14 protein-coding genes are annotated in these 14,209 nt (G+C 69.9%); 8 read left to right on the top strand and 6 right to left on the bottom strand.

What is annotated here, in order from left to right; genetic code table 11:
- Positions 1-92: 92 nt before the first annotated feature.
- Entirely contained in the window at positions 93-632 is a 540-nt protein-coding gene (gene ppa, locus QM792_RS12585; protein ID WP_415150447.1) for an inorganic diphosphatase, read from the top strand.
- Between the two features lie 73 nt (positions 633-705).
- Positions 706-3,426, top strand: coding sequence for a M16 family metallopeptidase (locus QM792_RS12580; RefSeq protein WP_415150446.1), 2,721 nt, complete (start codon positions 706-708; stop codon positions 3,424-3,426).
- Here the strand turns inward: QM792_RS12580 and QM792_RS12575 are convergent.
- Positions 3,413-4,585 (bottom strand): GNAT family N-acetyltransferase, encoded by a 1,173-nt coding sequence (locus tag QM792_RS12575; protein ID WP_415150445.1) that lies wholly within the window; start codon positions 4,583-4,585, stop codon positions 3,413-3,415. The genes QM792_RS12580 and QM792_RS12575 overlap by 14 nt on opposite strands.
- Between QM792_RS12575 and QM792_RS12570 the strand changes: the two genes are divergently transcribed.
- Positions 4,584-6,257: an NAD+ synthase gene (locus tag QM792_RS12570; protein ID WP_415150443.1), complete on the top strand. Its 1,674-nt coding sequence runs from the start codon at positions 4,584-4,586 to the stop codon at positions 6,255-6,257. The two genes, QM792_RS12575 and QM792_RS12570, sit on opposite strands and share 2 nt — an antisense overlap.
- A 38-nt stretch (positions 6,258-6,295) precedes the next feature.
- On the top strand, positions 6,296-6,634 hold the full coding sequence (locus QM792_RS12565) for a P-II family nitrogen regulator (protein ID WP_415150441.1): 339 nt from the start codon (positions 6,296-6,298) through the stop codon (positions 6,632-6,634).
- Here QM792_RS12565 and QM792_RS12560 read toward each other — a convergent pair whose 3' ends face one another.
- Genes QM792_RS12560 through QM792_RS12540 form a run of 5 tightly spaced genes read right to left on the bottom strand, consistent with a single transcriptional unit; the run spans position 6,635 to position 9,543 of the window.
- Entirely contained in the window at positions 6,635-7,225 is a 591-nt protein-coding gene (locus QM792_RS12560) for a TIGR00730 family Rossman fold protein (protein ID WP_415150439.1), read from the bottom strand.
- Entirely contained in the window at positions 7,222-7,755 is a 534-nt protein-coding gene (locus tag QM792_RS12555; protein WP_415150437.1) for an RDD family protein, read from the bottom strand. Before QM792_RS12555 ends, QM792_RS12560 begins: the two co-directional genes overlap by 4 nt.
- The gene (locus QM792_RS12550; protein ID WP_415150436.1) at positions 7,752-8,528 is read right to left on the bottom strand and encodes a DUF3106 domain-containing protein; all 777 of its coding nucleotides are present in this window, start codon (positions 8,526-8,528) and stop codon (positions 7,752-7,754) included. The genes QM792_RS12555 and QM792_RS12550 overlap by 4 nt, the downstream gene beginning before the upstream one ends.
- Before the next feature lie 8 nt (positions 8,529-8,536).
- Entirely contained in the window at positions 8,537-8,980 is a 444-nt protein-coding gene (locus tag QM792_RS12545; protein WP_415150434.1) for a DUF3619 family protein, read from the bottom strand.
- Complete coding sequence (locus tag QM792_RS12540) at positions 8,977-9,543, bottom strand: RNA polymerase sigma factor (protein WP_415150432.1); 567 nt, start codon at positions 9,541-9,543, stop codon at positions 8,977-8,979. The genes QM792_RS12545 and QM792_RS12540 overlap by 4 nt, the downstream gene beginning before the upstream one ends.
- A 257-nt stretch (positions 9,544-9,800) precedes the next feature.
- Here QM792_RS12540 and QM792_RS12535 point away from each other — a divergent pair, with 257 nt between their 5' ends.
- The 4 genes from QM792_RS12535 to pssA all read left to right on the top strand — a co-directional run bounded on the left by QM792_RS12535 (position 9,801) and on the right by pssA (position 14,186).
- Entirely contained in the window at positions 9,801-11,576 is a 1,776-nt protein-coding gene (locus QM792_RS12535) for an acetolactate synthase 3 catalytic subunit (protein ID WP_415150430.1), read from the top strand.
- Positions 11,577-11,739: 163 nt separating this feature from the next.
- Positions 11,740-12,231, top strand: coding sequence for an acetolactate synthase small subunit (ilvN, locus tag QM792_RS12530; RefSeq protein ID WP_415150428.1), 492 nt, complete (start codon positions 11,740-11,742; stop codon positions 12,229-12,231).
- Positions 12,232-12,267: 36 nt separating this feature from the next.
- A complete protein-coding gene (gene ilvC, locus QM792_RS12525) occupies positions 12,268-13,284 on the top strand; it encodes a ketol-acid reductoisomerase (RefSeq protein ID WP_415150426.1) in 1,017 nt (338 codons plus the stop codon).
- An 80-nt stretch (positions 13,285-13,364) separates the two neighbouring features.
- Positions 13,365-14,186 (top strand): CDP-diacylglycerol--serine O-phosphatidyltransferase, encoded by an 822-nt coding sequence (gene pssA, locus QM792_RS12520; RefSeq protein ID WP_415150424.1) that lies wholly within the window; start codon positions 13,365-13,367, stop codon positions 14,184-14,186.
- The last annotated feature ends 23 nt before the right edge of the window (positions 14,187-14,209 follow it).

Genomic DNA, 14,209 nt, shown 5'->3' with positions numbered 1-14,209 from the left:
TTTTCCTGCCTTCCGTGCCCGGGATCAATGTGTCAGGTCGCCGACAAGCGCGGTGCATAGAATCACGGCTTTTCGTCTGCCGCCACCACTTCATGAGCCTGCACAACGTCACCCCGGGCCCCAAGGCCCCCGAAGAGTTCAACGTGATCATCGAGATCCCGATGAACGCCGACCCGATCAAGTACGAGGTCGACAAGGAGTCGGGTGCGATGTTCGTCGACCGCTTCATGACCACGGCGATGCACTACCCGTGCAACTACGGCTACGTGCCGATGACGCTGGCCGACGACGGCGACCCGGTCGACGTGCTGGTGATCACGCCCTATGCGCTGAGCCCGGGCGTGGTCGTGACCTGCCGCCCGCTGGGCGTGCTGAAGATGGACGACGAGGCCGGCGGCGACGCCAAGCTGCTGGCGGTGCCCATCCCCAAGGTCTGCCCGATCTACAGCCACTGGCACAAGCCCGAGGACATCAACCAGATGCGCCTGAAGGCCATCCAGCACTTCTTCGAGCACTACAAGGACCTCGAAGCCGGCAAGTGGGTGAAGGTCCAGGGCTGGGAAGGCCCCGAGGCCGCCCAGGCCGAGGTCCGCAACGGCATCGCCGCCTACGCAAGAAGCAAGAAGGCGTGAGGCCGGCCGGGGCGGGATCTTTTCGGCGCGGCCGCGCTCCTACACTGCCGTTCCCGTCCAGCCCGCGCCCGCCATGCCCCGATTCCTGCTCGGCCTCGTTCTTCTCGTTCTCGGCCTCCAGGCCGGCTTCGCCCGGGCGCAGCCGCTGCCGCCCGGCGTCCGCGCCGCGGGCTCGGTGGAAGGAATCGCCGAATACCGCCTCGCCAACGGCTTGCAACTGCTGCTGGTGGCCGACGACTCCAAGCCGACCACCACGGTCAACCTGACCTACCACGTCGGCTCGCGCCAGGAGAACTACGGCGAGACCGGCATGGCGCACCTGCTCGAGCACCTGATCTTCAAGGGCACGCCGACGCACCGCAAGGTCTGGGCCGAGTTCGAGAAGCGCGGCCTCGCCGCCAACGGCAGCACCGGCTTCGACCGCACCAACTACACCGCGAGCTTCTCGGCCGACGCCGGCAACCTCGACTGGTACATCGGCTGGCTGGCCGACTCGATGGTCAACAGCTTCATCGCCCGGCGCGACCTCGACACCGAGATGACGGTGGTGCGCAACGAGATGGAGATGGGCGAGAACAGCCCGCAGCGCATGCTCTACCAGCGCATCCTGGCGCTGATGTACGACTGGCACAACTACGGCAAGGACGTGATCGGCGCGCGCAGCGACGTCGAGAACGTCGACATCGGCCGTCTGCAGGCCTTCTACCGGCTCCACTACCAGCCCGACAACGCGACGCTGATCGTCTCGGGCAGCTTCGACGCGGCGCGTGTGCTCAAGCGCGTGGCGGCCACCTTCGGCGCGATCCCGAAGCCGCGCCGCGTGCTGCCGCCGCAGTACACGCTCGACCCGGCGCAGGACGGCGAGCGCAGCATCGTGCTGCGCCGCGTCGGCGGCGCGCCGCTGCTGTTCGCCGGCTACCACGTGCCGCCGGCCGGCCACCCGGACACGGCGGCGGTCGAGCTGCTGGCGGCGATCCTCGGCGACGCGCCCTCGGGCCGCCTGCACAAGGTGCTGACCGAGAAGCAGCTCGCCGCCGGCACCTTCGGCGAGACCCTGGCGCTGGCCGAGCCCTCGGTGCTGCTGCTGGGCGCGCAACTGCCGCCGCAGGCCGACCCGCAGCCGGCGCGCGCGGCGATGCTGGCGACCATCGAGTCGCTCGCCCGCGAGCCGGTCGGCGAGCTCGAGCTGCAGCGCGCCCGCGCCAAGTGGCTGAAGAACTGGGAGCGCACCTTCGACAACCCCGAGGCCGTCGGCATGGTGCTGTCGGAGTCGGTGGCGCAGGGCGACTGGCGCTTCTTCTTCCTGCTGCGCGACCGCGTGCGCGGCGTGACGCTGGCCGACGTGCAGCGCGTGGCCGAGCAGTACCTGATCGCCGACAACCGCACCGTGGCCACCTACGTGCCCACCGAGAAGCCGCAGCGCGCGCCGGCGCCGCGGCGCATCGACGTCGCGCAGGAGATGAAGAGCTTCACGCCGGCGCCCGCGGCCGCGCGCGCCGAGGCCTTCGCCGCGACGCCGGCCAACATCGACGCGCGCACGCAGCGCTTCGAGGCCGGCGGCGTGCGCGCGGCGGTGCTGCCCAAGGCGACGCGCGGCCAGGCGGTGCGCGCGGTGCTGACGCTGCGCTTCGGCGACGAGGCATCGCTGAACGGCCAGGCCGAAGTGGCCGACTTCACCGCCGCGCTGCTCGACAAGGGCAGCGCCACGCTGACGCGCGAGCAGGTGCAGGACCGGCTCGACGCGCTGAAGACCGAGATGTCCTTCCACGGCTCGCCGGGCCGCGTCGACGTGACGATCGCCTCGCGCCGCGAACACCTGGCCGACGCGATCGGCCTGGCCGCCGAGCTGCTGCGCAGGCCCGCCTTCCCGGCCGACGCCTTCGACGAGGTGCGTCGCCAGACGCTCACCGCGATCGAATCGCAGCGCAAGGAACCCGACGCGCTGGCCGACAACACGATCGGCCGCATCGGCAACCCGTATCCGCGCGGCGACGTGCGCCACGTGCGCAGCTTCGACGAGATGGCGCAGGACGTGAACGGCGTGACGCTGGAGGCCATCCGCGACTTCCATCGCCGCTTCTACGGCGCGGCGCGCGGCGAGTTCGGCGCCGCCGGCGACCTCGACGTGGCGCAGGTGCGCGCCGCGCTCGAGCAGGGCTTCGGCGACTGGCGCGGCGGCGCGCCCTACACGCGCGTGCCGCGGCCCTTCGTCGCGCCGGCGCCGCAGCGCCTGGTGATCGCCACGCCCGACAAGCAGAACGCCACGCTGGCGGCCAAGCTGCCGCTGCCGCTGTCGGACCGCGACGCCGACTACCCGGCGCTGACGCTGGCCAACTACCTGCTCGGCCAGGGCGGCAGCTCGCGGCTGTGGCGTCGCATCCGCGAGAGCGAGGGCCTGTCTTACGACGTGCGCAGCTCGATAGGCTGGAACCCGCGCGAGGCGCATTCCACCTGGACCGCCGGCGCGATCTTCGCGCCGCAGAACGCGGCCAAGGTCGAGCAGGCGCTGCGCGAGGAGATCGCGCGCGCGCTGAAGGACGGCTTCACCGCGCAGGAGCTGGCCGAGGGCCAGCGCGGGCTGCTCAACTTCCGCCGCCTGTCGCGCGCGCAGGACGGCGGCATCGCCGCGGCGCTGGCGAGCAACCTCGACCTCGATCGCACGTACGCCTATTCGCAGCAGGTCGACGAGGCGATCGCCAAGGCGACGCTGGCGCAGGTGAACGCGGCGCTGCGCAAGTACATCAAGCCGGAGGACATCGCCCTGGTGCTGGCGGGCGACTTCAAGCAGCCTTGAAGGGGTTGCGCTCGTTCAGTTCGTCGAGGTAGCGCTCGACGCCGCCGCTCTCGGCGGCGAGGAAATCGGCCACGGCGCGCGAGAACTGCGGGTGCGCGAGCCAGTGCGCCGAGTGCGTGGCCACCGGCAGCAGGCCGCGCGCCATCTTGTGCTCGCCCTGCGCGCCGCCCTCGAAGCGGCGGTAGCCGTGCGCGATGCACCATTGCAGCGGCTGGTAGTAGCAGGCCTCGAAGTGCAGGCAGGGCACGGCCTCGACGGCGCCCCAGTAGCGGCCCCAGGCGGCGCGGCGGCCGGGGTCCATGGCCACCAGCGAGCAGGCGATGCGCTGCCCGCCGCGCCGCGCGATGAACAGCAGCCAGTGGCGCGCCATCGTCGCGGCCATGCGCGCGAAGAAGTCGCGCGTCAGGTAGGGCGTCGAGTGGTGCGCGCGGTAGGTGAGGGTGTAGCAGCGGTGGAAGAAGTCCCAGGCCGATTCGTCGATGGCCTCGGCTTCGAGGATCTCGAAATCGACGCCGGCCTCGGCGACACGGCGCCGCTCCTGCTGGATCTTCTTGCGCTTGTCGCGCTGCAGCCCGGCGAGGAAGGCGGCGAAGTCGGCGTAGGGCGCCTCGGCCGGGTTGCGCCAGTGGAACTGCACGTTGGCGCGCAGCAGCCAGCCTTCGGCGCGCGCGGCGGCCACATCGGCGTCGGACATGAACAGCAGGTGTGCCGACGAAAGCTGTTGTTGCCGCCCGATCCGGCGCATGGCGCGCAGCAGCAGGCGGCGTTCGGGCTCGCCGCGGGCCAGCAGCCGCGCGCCGGGCACCGGCGTGAACGGCACGGCGCCCAGCAGCTTGGGGTAGTAGGCCAGGCCGTGGCGCTGGTAGGCGTCGGCCCAGGCCCAGTCGAACACGTATTCGCCGTAGGAATGCGTCTTCAGGTAGAGCGGTGCGGCGCCGGCCAGCGTTTCGCCGTGGTGCAGCGTGATGAACAGCGGCTGCCAGCCGGTGGCGTGCGTCGCGCTGCCCGAGTCGTGCAGCGCGGCGAGGTACTCGTGGCGCATGAAAGGCGTCGCCTCGGGCTCCGCATCGAGCAGCGCGTTCCATTGCCGCGCGTCGATGCGCGAGGGCGCGTCGTGGACGCGGATAACATAGTCGCCCAACCCTTCGTCGCGCCCCATGTCAGCTCGCCCGCCCGTTCAAGTCGCCCTCGCGCAGATCAACGTGACGGTGGGCGACATCGCCGGCAACGCCCGCCGCATCGTCGAGTACGCGACCCGCGCGCACGCGCAGGGCGCGCGGCTGGTGCTGTTCCCGGAGCTGAGCCTGTGCGGCTACCCGCCCGAAGACCTGCTGCTGCGCCCGGCCTTCATGCAGGCCTGCGCCGAGGCGCTGGCCGGCGTCGCGCGGTCGCTGGCCGGTCTCGACGGCTTGCACGTGGTGGTGGGGCATCCGCATCAGTTCGGTGAGCGCGGCGATGTTAGGTCCAAGTCGCTGGCGGTGCAGCGGCGCTTCAATGCCGCCTCGGTGCTGGCGGGGGGACGCATCCTCGCCACGTACTGCAAGCGCGAGCTGCCGAACTACCAGGTGTTCGACGAGCGCCGCTACTTCGCCTCGGGCCGCGACGCCGGCCAGCCGCCGCTGGTGTTCGAGGTGGACGGCACGCGCTTCGGCGTGCTGATCTGCGAGGACGCCTGGTTCGACGAGCCGGCCGCCGCGGCCACGGCGGCCGGCGCGCAGGCGCTGTGCGTGCTCAACGCCTCGCCCTTCCACCTGGGCAAGCTGGCCGAGCGCGAGCAGCGCATGGCCGAGCGCGCGCGCCAGGCCGGCGTGCCGCTGCTGTACTCGCACCTCACCGGCGCGCAGGACGAGGTGGTGTTCGACGGCGCCTCGTTCGCCGTCGACGCGCAGGGCGCGGTGGGCGCGCGCGCGCCGATGTTCGAGGAGGCGCTGACGCTGGTCGAGGTGCGCGGCGGCGCGCTGCGCGGCCCGCTGGCCGAGGTGCCCGCCATCGAGGCGCAGGCCTGGGCGGCACTGGTGACCGGCGTGCGCGACTACATCGTCAAGAACGGCTTTCCCGGCGCGATCATCGGCCTGTCCGGCGGCATCGACTCGGCGCTGGTGCTGGCGATCGCGGTCGACGCGCTGGGCGCCGACAAGGTGCGCACCGTGATGATGCCCTCGCCCTACACCGCCGACATCTCCTGGATCGACGCGCGCGACATGGCGCAGCGCCTGGGCGTGCGCTACGACGAGATCTCCATCGTGCCGATGTTCGACGCCTTCCGCGCCAGCCTGGCTGGCGAATTCGCCGGGCTGCCCGAAGACACCACCGAAGAGAACATCCAGGCGCGCATCCGCGGCACGCTCTTGATGGCGCTGTCGAACAAGTTCGGCGCCATCGTGCTGACCACGGGCAACAAGAGCGAGATGGCCACCGGCTACTGCACGCTGTACGGCGACATGGCCGGCGGCTTCGCGGTCATCAAGGACGTGGCCAAGACCCTGGTGTACCGCCTCGCGAACTGGAAGAACGCGCAGGGGCGCGAGGTGATCCCGCAGCGCATCATCACGCGGCCGCCCTCGGCCGAACTGCGCCCCGACCAGACCGACCAGGACAGCCTGCCGCCTTACGAGGTGCTGGACGCCATCCTCGAGCGCTACATGGAAGACGACCAGTCCATCGAGGAGATCGTCGCGGCCGGCTTCGCGCGCACCGACGTGGAGCGCGTGACGCACCTCATCAAGGTGAACGAGTACAAGCGCCGCCAGGCGCCGGTGGGCATCCGCATCACGCACCGCGCCTTCGGCCGCGACTGGCGCTATCCGATCACCTCGAAGTTCCGCGCCTGAAACTACACTAGCCCCAGTTCAACCCTTCGGAGCAGGCCATGAAGCAGATCACCGCCGTCGTCAAACCATTCAAGCTCGAAGAGGTTCGTGAAGGGCTGGCCGAGGTCGGCGTCACCGGGCTGACCGTGACCGAGGTCAAGGGCTTCGGGCGCCAGAAGGGCCACACCGAGCTGTACCGCGGCGCCGAGTACGTGGTCGACTTCCTGCCCAAGGTCAAGGTCGAGGTCGTCGTGAAGGACGCCGACGTCGAGCGCTGCATCGAGGCCATCGTCAAGGCCGCCAAGACCGGCAAGATCGGCGACGGCAAGATCTTCGTCACGCCGGTCGAGCAGGTGGTGCGCATCCGCACCGGCGAGACCAACGAAGACGCCGTCTGATCAGATGCGGCCGTAGTCGTCGGGCGCGGTGGCGCGCGGCGCGAGGCGGCCTATCGCGTCGAGCAGCGCGGCCGGCTCGGCGTTGACCTGCAGCAGCGCCCGCTGCGGCGGGGCGACAAAACCGTGCGCCACGGTCTGGCCGAGGAAGCCGAGCAGCGCGTCGTAGTAGCCCGCCGCGTTGAGCAGGCCGACCGGCTTGTCGTGGTAGCCGAGCTGGCGCCAGGTCCAGACCTCGAACAGTTCCTCGAAGGTGCCTATGCCGCCGGGCAGCGCGACGAAGGCGTCGCTGCGCTCGGCCATCAGCCGCTTGCGCTGGTGCATGGTGTCGACGACGTGCAGCTCCGACAGCCCGGCATGGCCGACCTCGCGCTCCATCAGCGAGCGCGGGATCACGCCGACCACGCGGCCGCCGGCGGCCAGCGCCGCATCGGCCACGCGGCCCATCAGCCCGGCGCGCCCGCCGCCGTAGACGAGCTGCCAGCCGCGCTCGGCGATGCCGCGGCCGACGGCGTGGGCGGCCGCGGCGAAGGCCGGGTCGTCGCCGTCGCGCGAGCCGCAGTAGACGCAGACCGACAGGGCTGGCGTGTTCATGGGCGGCGGCGCTCGGTCTTCCAGTGGATCAGTTGCGTGCCGCAGAGCACGTCGTGCAGGAACTGCTTGCGCGGATGCAGCAACCCGATCGTGGCATAGGTGGCCATGCCCGCCAGCACGATCACGGCGACCGGCCAGGGCTCGTGGATGCCCGCCAGCCGCGCGGCGGCCAGCCCGGGCAGGAACCACAGCCAGGCGAGCAGGTAGCGGCAGGCCGCGCGCAGCGGCGTCAGCGGCCTGCCGTCGAGCCGCACGACGCGGATGCCCCAGGTCTGCATCGGCAGCGTCTGGCCGCGGCGCGACCAGAACCAGACGAAGTAGGCGCCGAGCACCAGGAACTGCAGCAACTGCATGCCGGTCTGCCCGGTCATCGCGTTGCGCTGCCCGGTGACGATCGAATAGACCAGCCCCGCGCCCCAGACCACGCCGAACAGCAGCACGCCTTCGTAGAGGAAACAGGCCAGGCGGCGCCAGGCGTCCGGCGTGCTCGCGCCGGGGCCGGCGCCTTCGCTCGCGGCGGGATCGCTCACCGGCTCGCGGCGCGGGCCGGCGGCGGCAGCGTCACAACGGCCGCGCCCTGCGCGCCGCGTTGCGGCAGCAGGGTCTGCTTGTCGACGAAGGAGGGCGAGGCCACGATCTTCGGCAGGCCAGGCTGCTGGTGCGTGGGCGGCATCGGGCGCTTGGAGATCAGCGTCGTGGTGGCGCCGGGCGCGGCCTGCACCACCGACGGCGCCACCGGCCTGCGCGCGGCCGCCGGCGGCGGGTTCGGCACGAGGTTGGACTTGTCCTGCACGTCGTCGCGCCGGGCCGGGCCGGCGCGGCGCTCGGCGGCGCGGCCGGGGGCGGCGCGCTCGGCGAGCCGGCTGCGCTCTTCCGGGCTGAGCGACTGGTAGGCCTGCCAGCGCGCCTGGCGCTCCTCGGGGGTGATCTGGCGCGCGTTCTGGAAGTTCAGCCGCGCCTGGCCGCGCTCGGCCGGCGAGCGCTTGACCCACTCCGACATGCGCGCGGTGATGCGCTCGCGCTCGGCCGGCGGCATCGCGGGGTAGCGGTTGGCGATTTCCAGCCACTTCTGCTTGCGCGGCTCGTCGATGCTGGCCCAGTCACGCTCGAGTGGCTTGAGCGCGGCGCGTTGCGCCGGGCTGAGCTCGCGCCAGCGCGGGCCGGTCTCGGCCGTGGGCACGGGACGTGCGCCGCCGCCGGCGTGCACCGCCGAGGTCATCGCGAAGAAGCCGCCGCCGACCAGCACGGCAGCCAGCACGGCTGCCGTGCCCAGCGGGCGCAGGCGGGGGAGGCGAGGGCTCATGCGCGCCCTCAATCGTCGAGCGGAGAGGACTTGAGGAACTCGACGAAGCCGGCGTCGGTGTAGGCCGCCGGCGGGAGATCGTCGGCGAGCAGTTCGACGTCGATCTGCGCGGCGGCCTCGATTTGCGCCTCGGTGTGCAGGTGCTGGATCAGCACCAGGCCCGCGGCCAGCGCCAGCAGCGGCAGCACCGAGCCGAGCTTGAGCCACCAGCCGCCGCCGCCACCGAGCAGCGCGGCACCGCCGGCGCCCACACCCACCACCGCGCCGGCGTGCGCGGTGCGCACCGCCTTGGCGCGCGCCAAGGCCTGCTCGCGCGCGAAGCGCAGGCGTTCGGCGACATCACCGTCGATCGTTTCGGCGCGCTCGCTCAGGCGCGCCGCGATGCGGTAGGCGACGCGCGACTCCAGCGCGTCGAGCGCGGCGGCGGAAGCGGAGGTGTTCGAGTTCTTCACGGTGCAATTCCCTTCGCCTGGAGGGCCTTGGCCAAGGCGTGCACGGCTCTGGAGCAGTGCGTCTTGACCGATCCCTCCGAACAACCCATGGCCTGGGCGGTTTCGGCGACGTCGAAATCCTCCCAGTAACGCAGCAGGAAAGCCTCCCGTTGACGCCCGGGCAACTGCTGGATCTCCTGCTCGATCGCGAGCAGGATCTGGGCCCGCGACACCGAGTCGGCGGCGCTCTCGGTCTCCGGGGAGCCGTCCAGCGATTCGAGCGCCTCCAGGATGTTGAACTCGCCGTCGTCGTCGGTGGTCTCGAAATCCGAGAAGTTCCGCACATGCGCATTGCGCACCTTCTGGCGCCGGAACCAGTCCATCGTGGCGTTCGAGACGATGCGCTGGAACAGCAGCGGCAGCTCGGCGGCGGGGCGGTCGGCGTATTTCTCGGCCAGCCGGATCATCGAGTCCTGCACGACATCCAGCGCGGCGTTCTCGTCGCGGATGGCGTAGGCCACGCGCTTGAAGGCGCGCCGCTCTGCGCTCTTGAGGAAGTCGGCGAGTTCTTTGTCGGAAGCCAAGGGCGGGTGCCTCGCGCTGGGGCGAGGCCCTGAAAGTCGCGCGGGATTATGTCACCGCACCCATTCGGAACATGGCGTGGCGCAGTCGAGGTGCAAACAGATGTCATAATGCTGCTTTGCACAACAGCTGGGTCAAGAGCTGGACGTCCGACCCGGACGCCTCGTATTCCTGACCGCGCAGGCACCACACCCGTCTCACGAGGATGCGGAGAGGTGCACCGATGGTTTTTCGTCAGAGAAATTCACAGAGGTTCTACATGGACATGTCTGCCGCGGAAATCAAGCGTGCCGCCACGGCACAACCGCAAACCCCCCCTCATGCCGACCCGAACGGGTCGGAAATCCTGGTCCGCTGCTTGCAGGCCGAAGGCGTCAAGTACCTCTGGGGCTACCCCGGCGGTGCGGTGCTCTACATCTACGACGCCCTGTACAAGCAGAACACCATCGAGCACGTGCTGGTGCGCCACGAGCAGGCGGCCGTGCACGCGGCCGACGGCTACGCGCGCGCCACCGGCGACGTCGGCGTCGCGCTGGTCACCTCGGGGCCGGGCGTCACGAATGCCGTGACCGGCATCGCGACGGCCTACATGGACTCGATCCCGATGGTGGTCATCACCGGGCAGGTGCCGACGCCGGCGATCGGCCTGGACGCCTTCCAGGAGTGCGACACCGTCGGCATCACGCGGCCCATCGTCAAGCACAACTTCCTGGTCAAGGACGTGCGCGAGCTGGCCACGACGATCAAGAAGGCCTTCCACATCGCCCGCACCGGCCGTCCCGGCCCGGTGGTGGTCGACATCCCGAAGGACGTGTCGCTGAAGACCGCGCCCTTCCACTACCCGGCCACGGTGGAGATGCGCTCGTACAACCCGGTGCGCAAGGGCCACGGCGGGCAGATCCGCAAGGCCGTGCAACTGCTGCTGGCGGCACGGCGCCCGTACATCTACACCGGCGGCGGCGTGGTGCTGGGCAACGCCGCGGCCGAGCTGCGCGAGCTGGTCGAGCTGCTCGGCTACCCCTGCACCAACACGCTGATGGGCCTGGGCGCGATGCCCGCCACCGACCCGCGCTTCCTCGGCATGCTGGGCATGCACGGCACCTACGAAGCCAACATGACGATGCAGAACTGCGACGTCCTGCTGGCCGTGGGCGCGCGCTTCGACGACCGCGTGATCGGCAACCCGGCGCACTTCGCGACGGTGCAGCGCAAGATCATCCACGTCGACATCGACCCCTCGTCGATCTCCAAGCGCGTCAAGGTCGACATCCCGATCGTCGGCGACGTGAAGGACGTGCTGCAGGAGCTGATCGCGCAGATCAAGGAAGCCCAGGCGCGCCCCGACGCGCAGGCGCTGGCCGCGTGGTGGGCCCAGGTCAACGAGTGGCGCAAGCGCGAGTGCCTGAGCTACAAGAACAGCAGCGAGGTCATCAAGCCGCAGTACGTGATCGACAAGCTCTGGGAGATGACGCGCGGCAGCGACTGCTACGTCACCTCCGACGTCGGCCAGCACCAGATGTGGGCGGCGCAGTACTACCGCTTCGACGAGCCGCGCCGCTGGATCAACTCCGGCGGCCTGGGCACGATGGGCGTGGGCCTGCCGTACGCGATGGGCATCAAGCTCGCCAAGCCGGACGCGGACGTGTTCTGCATCACCGGCGAGGGCTCGATCCAGATGTGCATCCAGGAGCTGTCGACCTGCCAGCAGTACAAGACGCCGGTCAAGATCATCTCGCTGAACAACCGCTACCTCGGCATGGTGCGGCAGTGGCAGGAACTGGACTACCAGGGCCGCTACTCGCACAGCTACATGGACGCGTTGCCCGACTTCGTCAAGCTCGCCGAGGCCTACGGCCACGTCGGCCTGAAGATCGAGAAGCCGGCCGACGTGGAGCCGGCGCTGCGCGAGGCCATCAAGTTGAAGGACCGCACGGTGTTCCTCGACGTGCGCACCGACCCGACCGAGAACGTCTGGCCCATGGTCAAGGCGGGCAAGGGCATCTCGGAGATGCTGCTGGGCTCCGAGGACCTGTGACGCGCCAAACGCCGGCGAGGGCTCGCGCCTGACCGGGCGCGCGCCAGGAGCCGGCGGGACGCGCGAAACGCCCCGGATCGTTCACTTTCTTCCCTCAACCCAAGCAGCGTGGCCAAAGGCCGCCGGTTACCGCCGCCGGCCCGAAGAGCGCGCTGAAACCCACATGAAACACATCATCGCTTTGCTGCTCGAGAACGAGCCCGGTGCGCTGTCGCGCGTGGTCGCGCTGTTCTCCGCCCGCGGCTACAACATCGAGAGCCTGACGGTGGCGCCGACCGAGGACGCCTCGCTGTCGCGCATGACCATCGTCACCACCGGCTCCGACGAGGTGATCGAGCAGATCACCAAGCACCTGAACCGGCTGATCGAGGTGGTCAAGGTCGTCGACCTGACCGAAGGCGCCTACACCGAGCGCGAGCTCATGCTGATCAAGGTGCGCGCCGTCGGCAAGGAACGCGAGGAGATGAAGCGCATGGCCGACATCTTCCGCGGCCGCATCATCGACGTCACCGAGAAGAGCTACACCATCGAACTGACGGGCGACGCGGGCAAGCTCGATGCCTTCATCGAGGCCATCGACCGCGCCGCCATCCTCGAAACCGTGCGCACCGGCACCAGCGGGATCGGTCGCGGCGAGCGGATTCTCCGCACTTGAACCCCGCTCATTGAACGAACGAAAGAAGGAGAAGACATGAAGGTCTACTACGACAAGGACGCCGACCTGAGCCTCATCAAGGGCAAGAACGTCACCATCATCGGCTACGGCTCGCAGGGCCATGCGCACGCGCAGAACCTCAACGACAGCGGCGTCAAAGTCACCGTCGGACTGCGCAAGGGCGGCGCCTCCTGGGCCAAGGTCGAGAAGGCCGGGCTGAAGGTCGCCGAGGTCGCCGAGGCGGTGAAGAGCGCCGACGTGGTGATGATCCTGCTGCCCGACGAGCAGATCGCCGCCGTCTACAAGAACGACGTCGAGCCGAACATCAGGCAGGGCGCGTCGCTGGCCTTCGCGCACGGCTTCAACGTGCACTACGGCCAGGTCGTGCCGCGCGCCGACCTCGACGTGTGGATGGTCGCGCCCAAGGCGCCGGGCCACACCGTGCGCTCGACCTACACCCAGGGCGGCGGCGTGCCGCACCTCGTCGCGGTGCACGCCGACAAGTCGGGCAAGGCGCGCGATCTGGCGCTCTCCTATGCGGTGGCCAACGGCGGCGGCAAGGCCGGCATCATCGAGACCAACTTCCGCGAGGAGACCGAGACCGACCTGTTCGGCGAGCAGGCCGTGCTGTGCGGCGGCACCGTCGAGCTGATCAAGGCCGGCTACGAGACGCTGGTGGAAGCCGGCTACGCGCCCGAGATGGCCTACTTCGAGTGCCTGCACGAGCTGAAGCTGATCGTCGACCTGATCTACGAGGGCGGCATCGCGAACATGAACTACTCGATCTCGAACAACGCCGAGTACGGCGAGTACGTGACCGGCCCGCGCATCGTCACCGAAGAGACCAAGAAGGTCATGAAGCAGGTGCTCAAGGACATCCAGACCGGCGAGTACGCCAAGAGCTTCATCCTCGAGAACCGCGCCGGCGCGCCGACGCTGCAGTCGCGCCGCCGCCTGACGGCCGAGCACTCGATCGAGGTGGTCGGCGAGAAACTGCGCGCGATGATGCCGTGGATCAAGAAGAACCGCCTGGTCGACCAGTCGCGCAACTGATCCGGGCTTCTTGTCCTCGACGGCCGCGTGCGCCCCACGCGGCCGTTTTCGTTGAGGCACCGTGCGGTATCCTCGCGGCCATGAACGACGCACCCGAACCGGCCGACGACACCGATCTCGTGCCGCGGCCGCGCCGCAAGGGCATCTACATCCTGCCCAACCTGTTCACGCTGGCGGCGCTGTTCGGCGGCTTCTACGCCGTCGTGATGGCGATGAACCAGCGCTTCGAGCAGGCCGCCATCGGCGTGTTCTGCGCGATGGTGCTCGACAGCCTGGACGGCCGCGTCGCGCGCATGACCAACACGCAGAGCGCCTTCGGCGAGCAGATGGACAGCCTGTCGGACATGGTGTCCTTCGGCGCCGCGCCGGCGCTGATCGTCTACGAGTGGGCGCTCAAGGGCATGGGCAAGCTGGGCTGGATCGCGGCTTTCGTCTACTGCGCCTCGGCGGCGCTGCGGCTGGCGCGCTTCAACGTCAACGTCGGCGTGGTCGACAAGCGCTTTTTCCAGGGCCTGCCGAGCCCGGCGGCGGCAGCGCTGGTGATCGGTTTCATCTGGCTGATGGACGACAACGGCTACCAGGGCTTCCGCGAGGGCCCGTGGCTGGGCTGGACGGCGCTGGGCTTCACGCTCTTCGCCGGGCTGACGATGGTCACCAACGTGCCCTTCTACAGCTTCAAGGACATCAGCTTCAAGCGCTCGGTGCCCTTCATCGTGATCGTCGCGATCGCGCTGGGTTTCGCGCTGATCGCCTACCACCCGCCCACCGTGCTGTTCGCGCTGTTCGTCGTCTACGGCCTGTCGGGCTATGGGATGTACGCGTACCGCAAGGCCAAGGGCAAGCCGGTCAGCGTGATCTCCACCTCGACCGACGAGCCCGACGAGCAGGGCCTGCACCGCTGAGCCGGCCGTGCTAGACTGCGACC

It is taken from the genome of Piscinibacter sp., assembly GCF_047600445.1.
Taxonomy (GTDB): Bacteria; Pseudomonadota; Gammaproteobacteria; order Burkholderiales; family Burkholderiaceae_C; genus Piscinibacter.
The sequence above is the reverse complement of the archived record's forward strand: the minus strand, read 5'-3'. Positions and strand labels throughout refer to the sequence as shown.

Bases quoted from the DNA above. Each gene is read 5' to 3' on its own strand.
- ilvN (WP_415150428.1), top strand. From the start codon at position 11,740: ATGAAACACATCATCGCTTTGCTGCTCGAGAACGAGCCCGGTGCGCTG.
- QM792_RS12575 (WP_415150445.1), bottom strand. From the start codon at position 4,585: ATGGGGCGCGACGAAGGGTTGGGCGACTATGTTATCCGCGTCCACGAC.
- QM792_RS12565 (WP_415150441.1), top strand. From the start codon at position 6,296: ATGAAGCAGATCACCGCCGTCGTCAAACCATTCAAGCTCGAAGAGGTT.
- QM792_RS12570 (WP_415150443.1), top strand. From the start codon at position 4,584: ATGTCAGCTCGCCCGCCCGTTCAAGTCGCCCTCGCGCAGATCAACGTG.
- ppa (WP_415150447.1), top strand. From the start codon at position 93: ATGAGCCTGCACAACGTCACCCCGGGCCCCAAGGCCCCCGAAGAGTTC.
- QM792_RS12550 (WP_415150436.1), bottom strand. From the start codon at position 8,528: ATGAGCCCTCGCCTCCCCCGCCTGCGCCCGCTGGGCACGGCAGCCGTG.
- QM792_RS12560 (WP_415150439.1), bottom strand. From the start codon at position 7,225: ATGAACACGCCAGCCCTGTCGGTCTGCGTCTACTGCGGCTCGCGCGAC.
- QM792_RS12580 (WP_415150446.1), top strand. From the start codon at position 706: ATGCCCCGATTCCTGCTCGGCCTCGTTCTTCTCGTTCTCGGCCTCCAG.
- pssA (WP_415150424.1), top strand. From the start codon at position 13,365: ATGAACGACGCACCCGAACCGGCCGACGACACCGATCTCGTGCCGCGG.
- ilvC (WP_415150426.1), top strand. From the start codon at position 12,268: ATGAAGGTCTACTACGACAAGGACGCCGACCTGAGCCTCATCAAGGGC.
- QM792_RS12535 (WP_415150430.1), top strand. From the start codon at position 9,801: ATGGACATGTCTGCCGCGGAAATCAAGCGTGCCGCCACGGCACAACCG.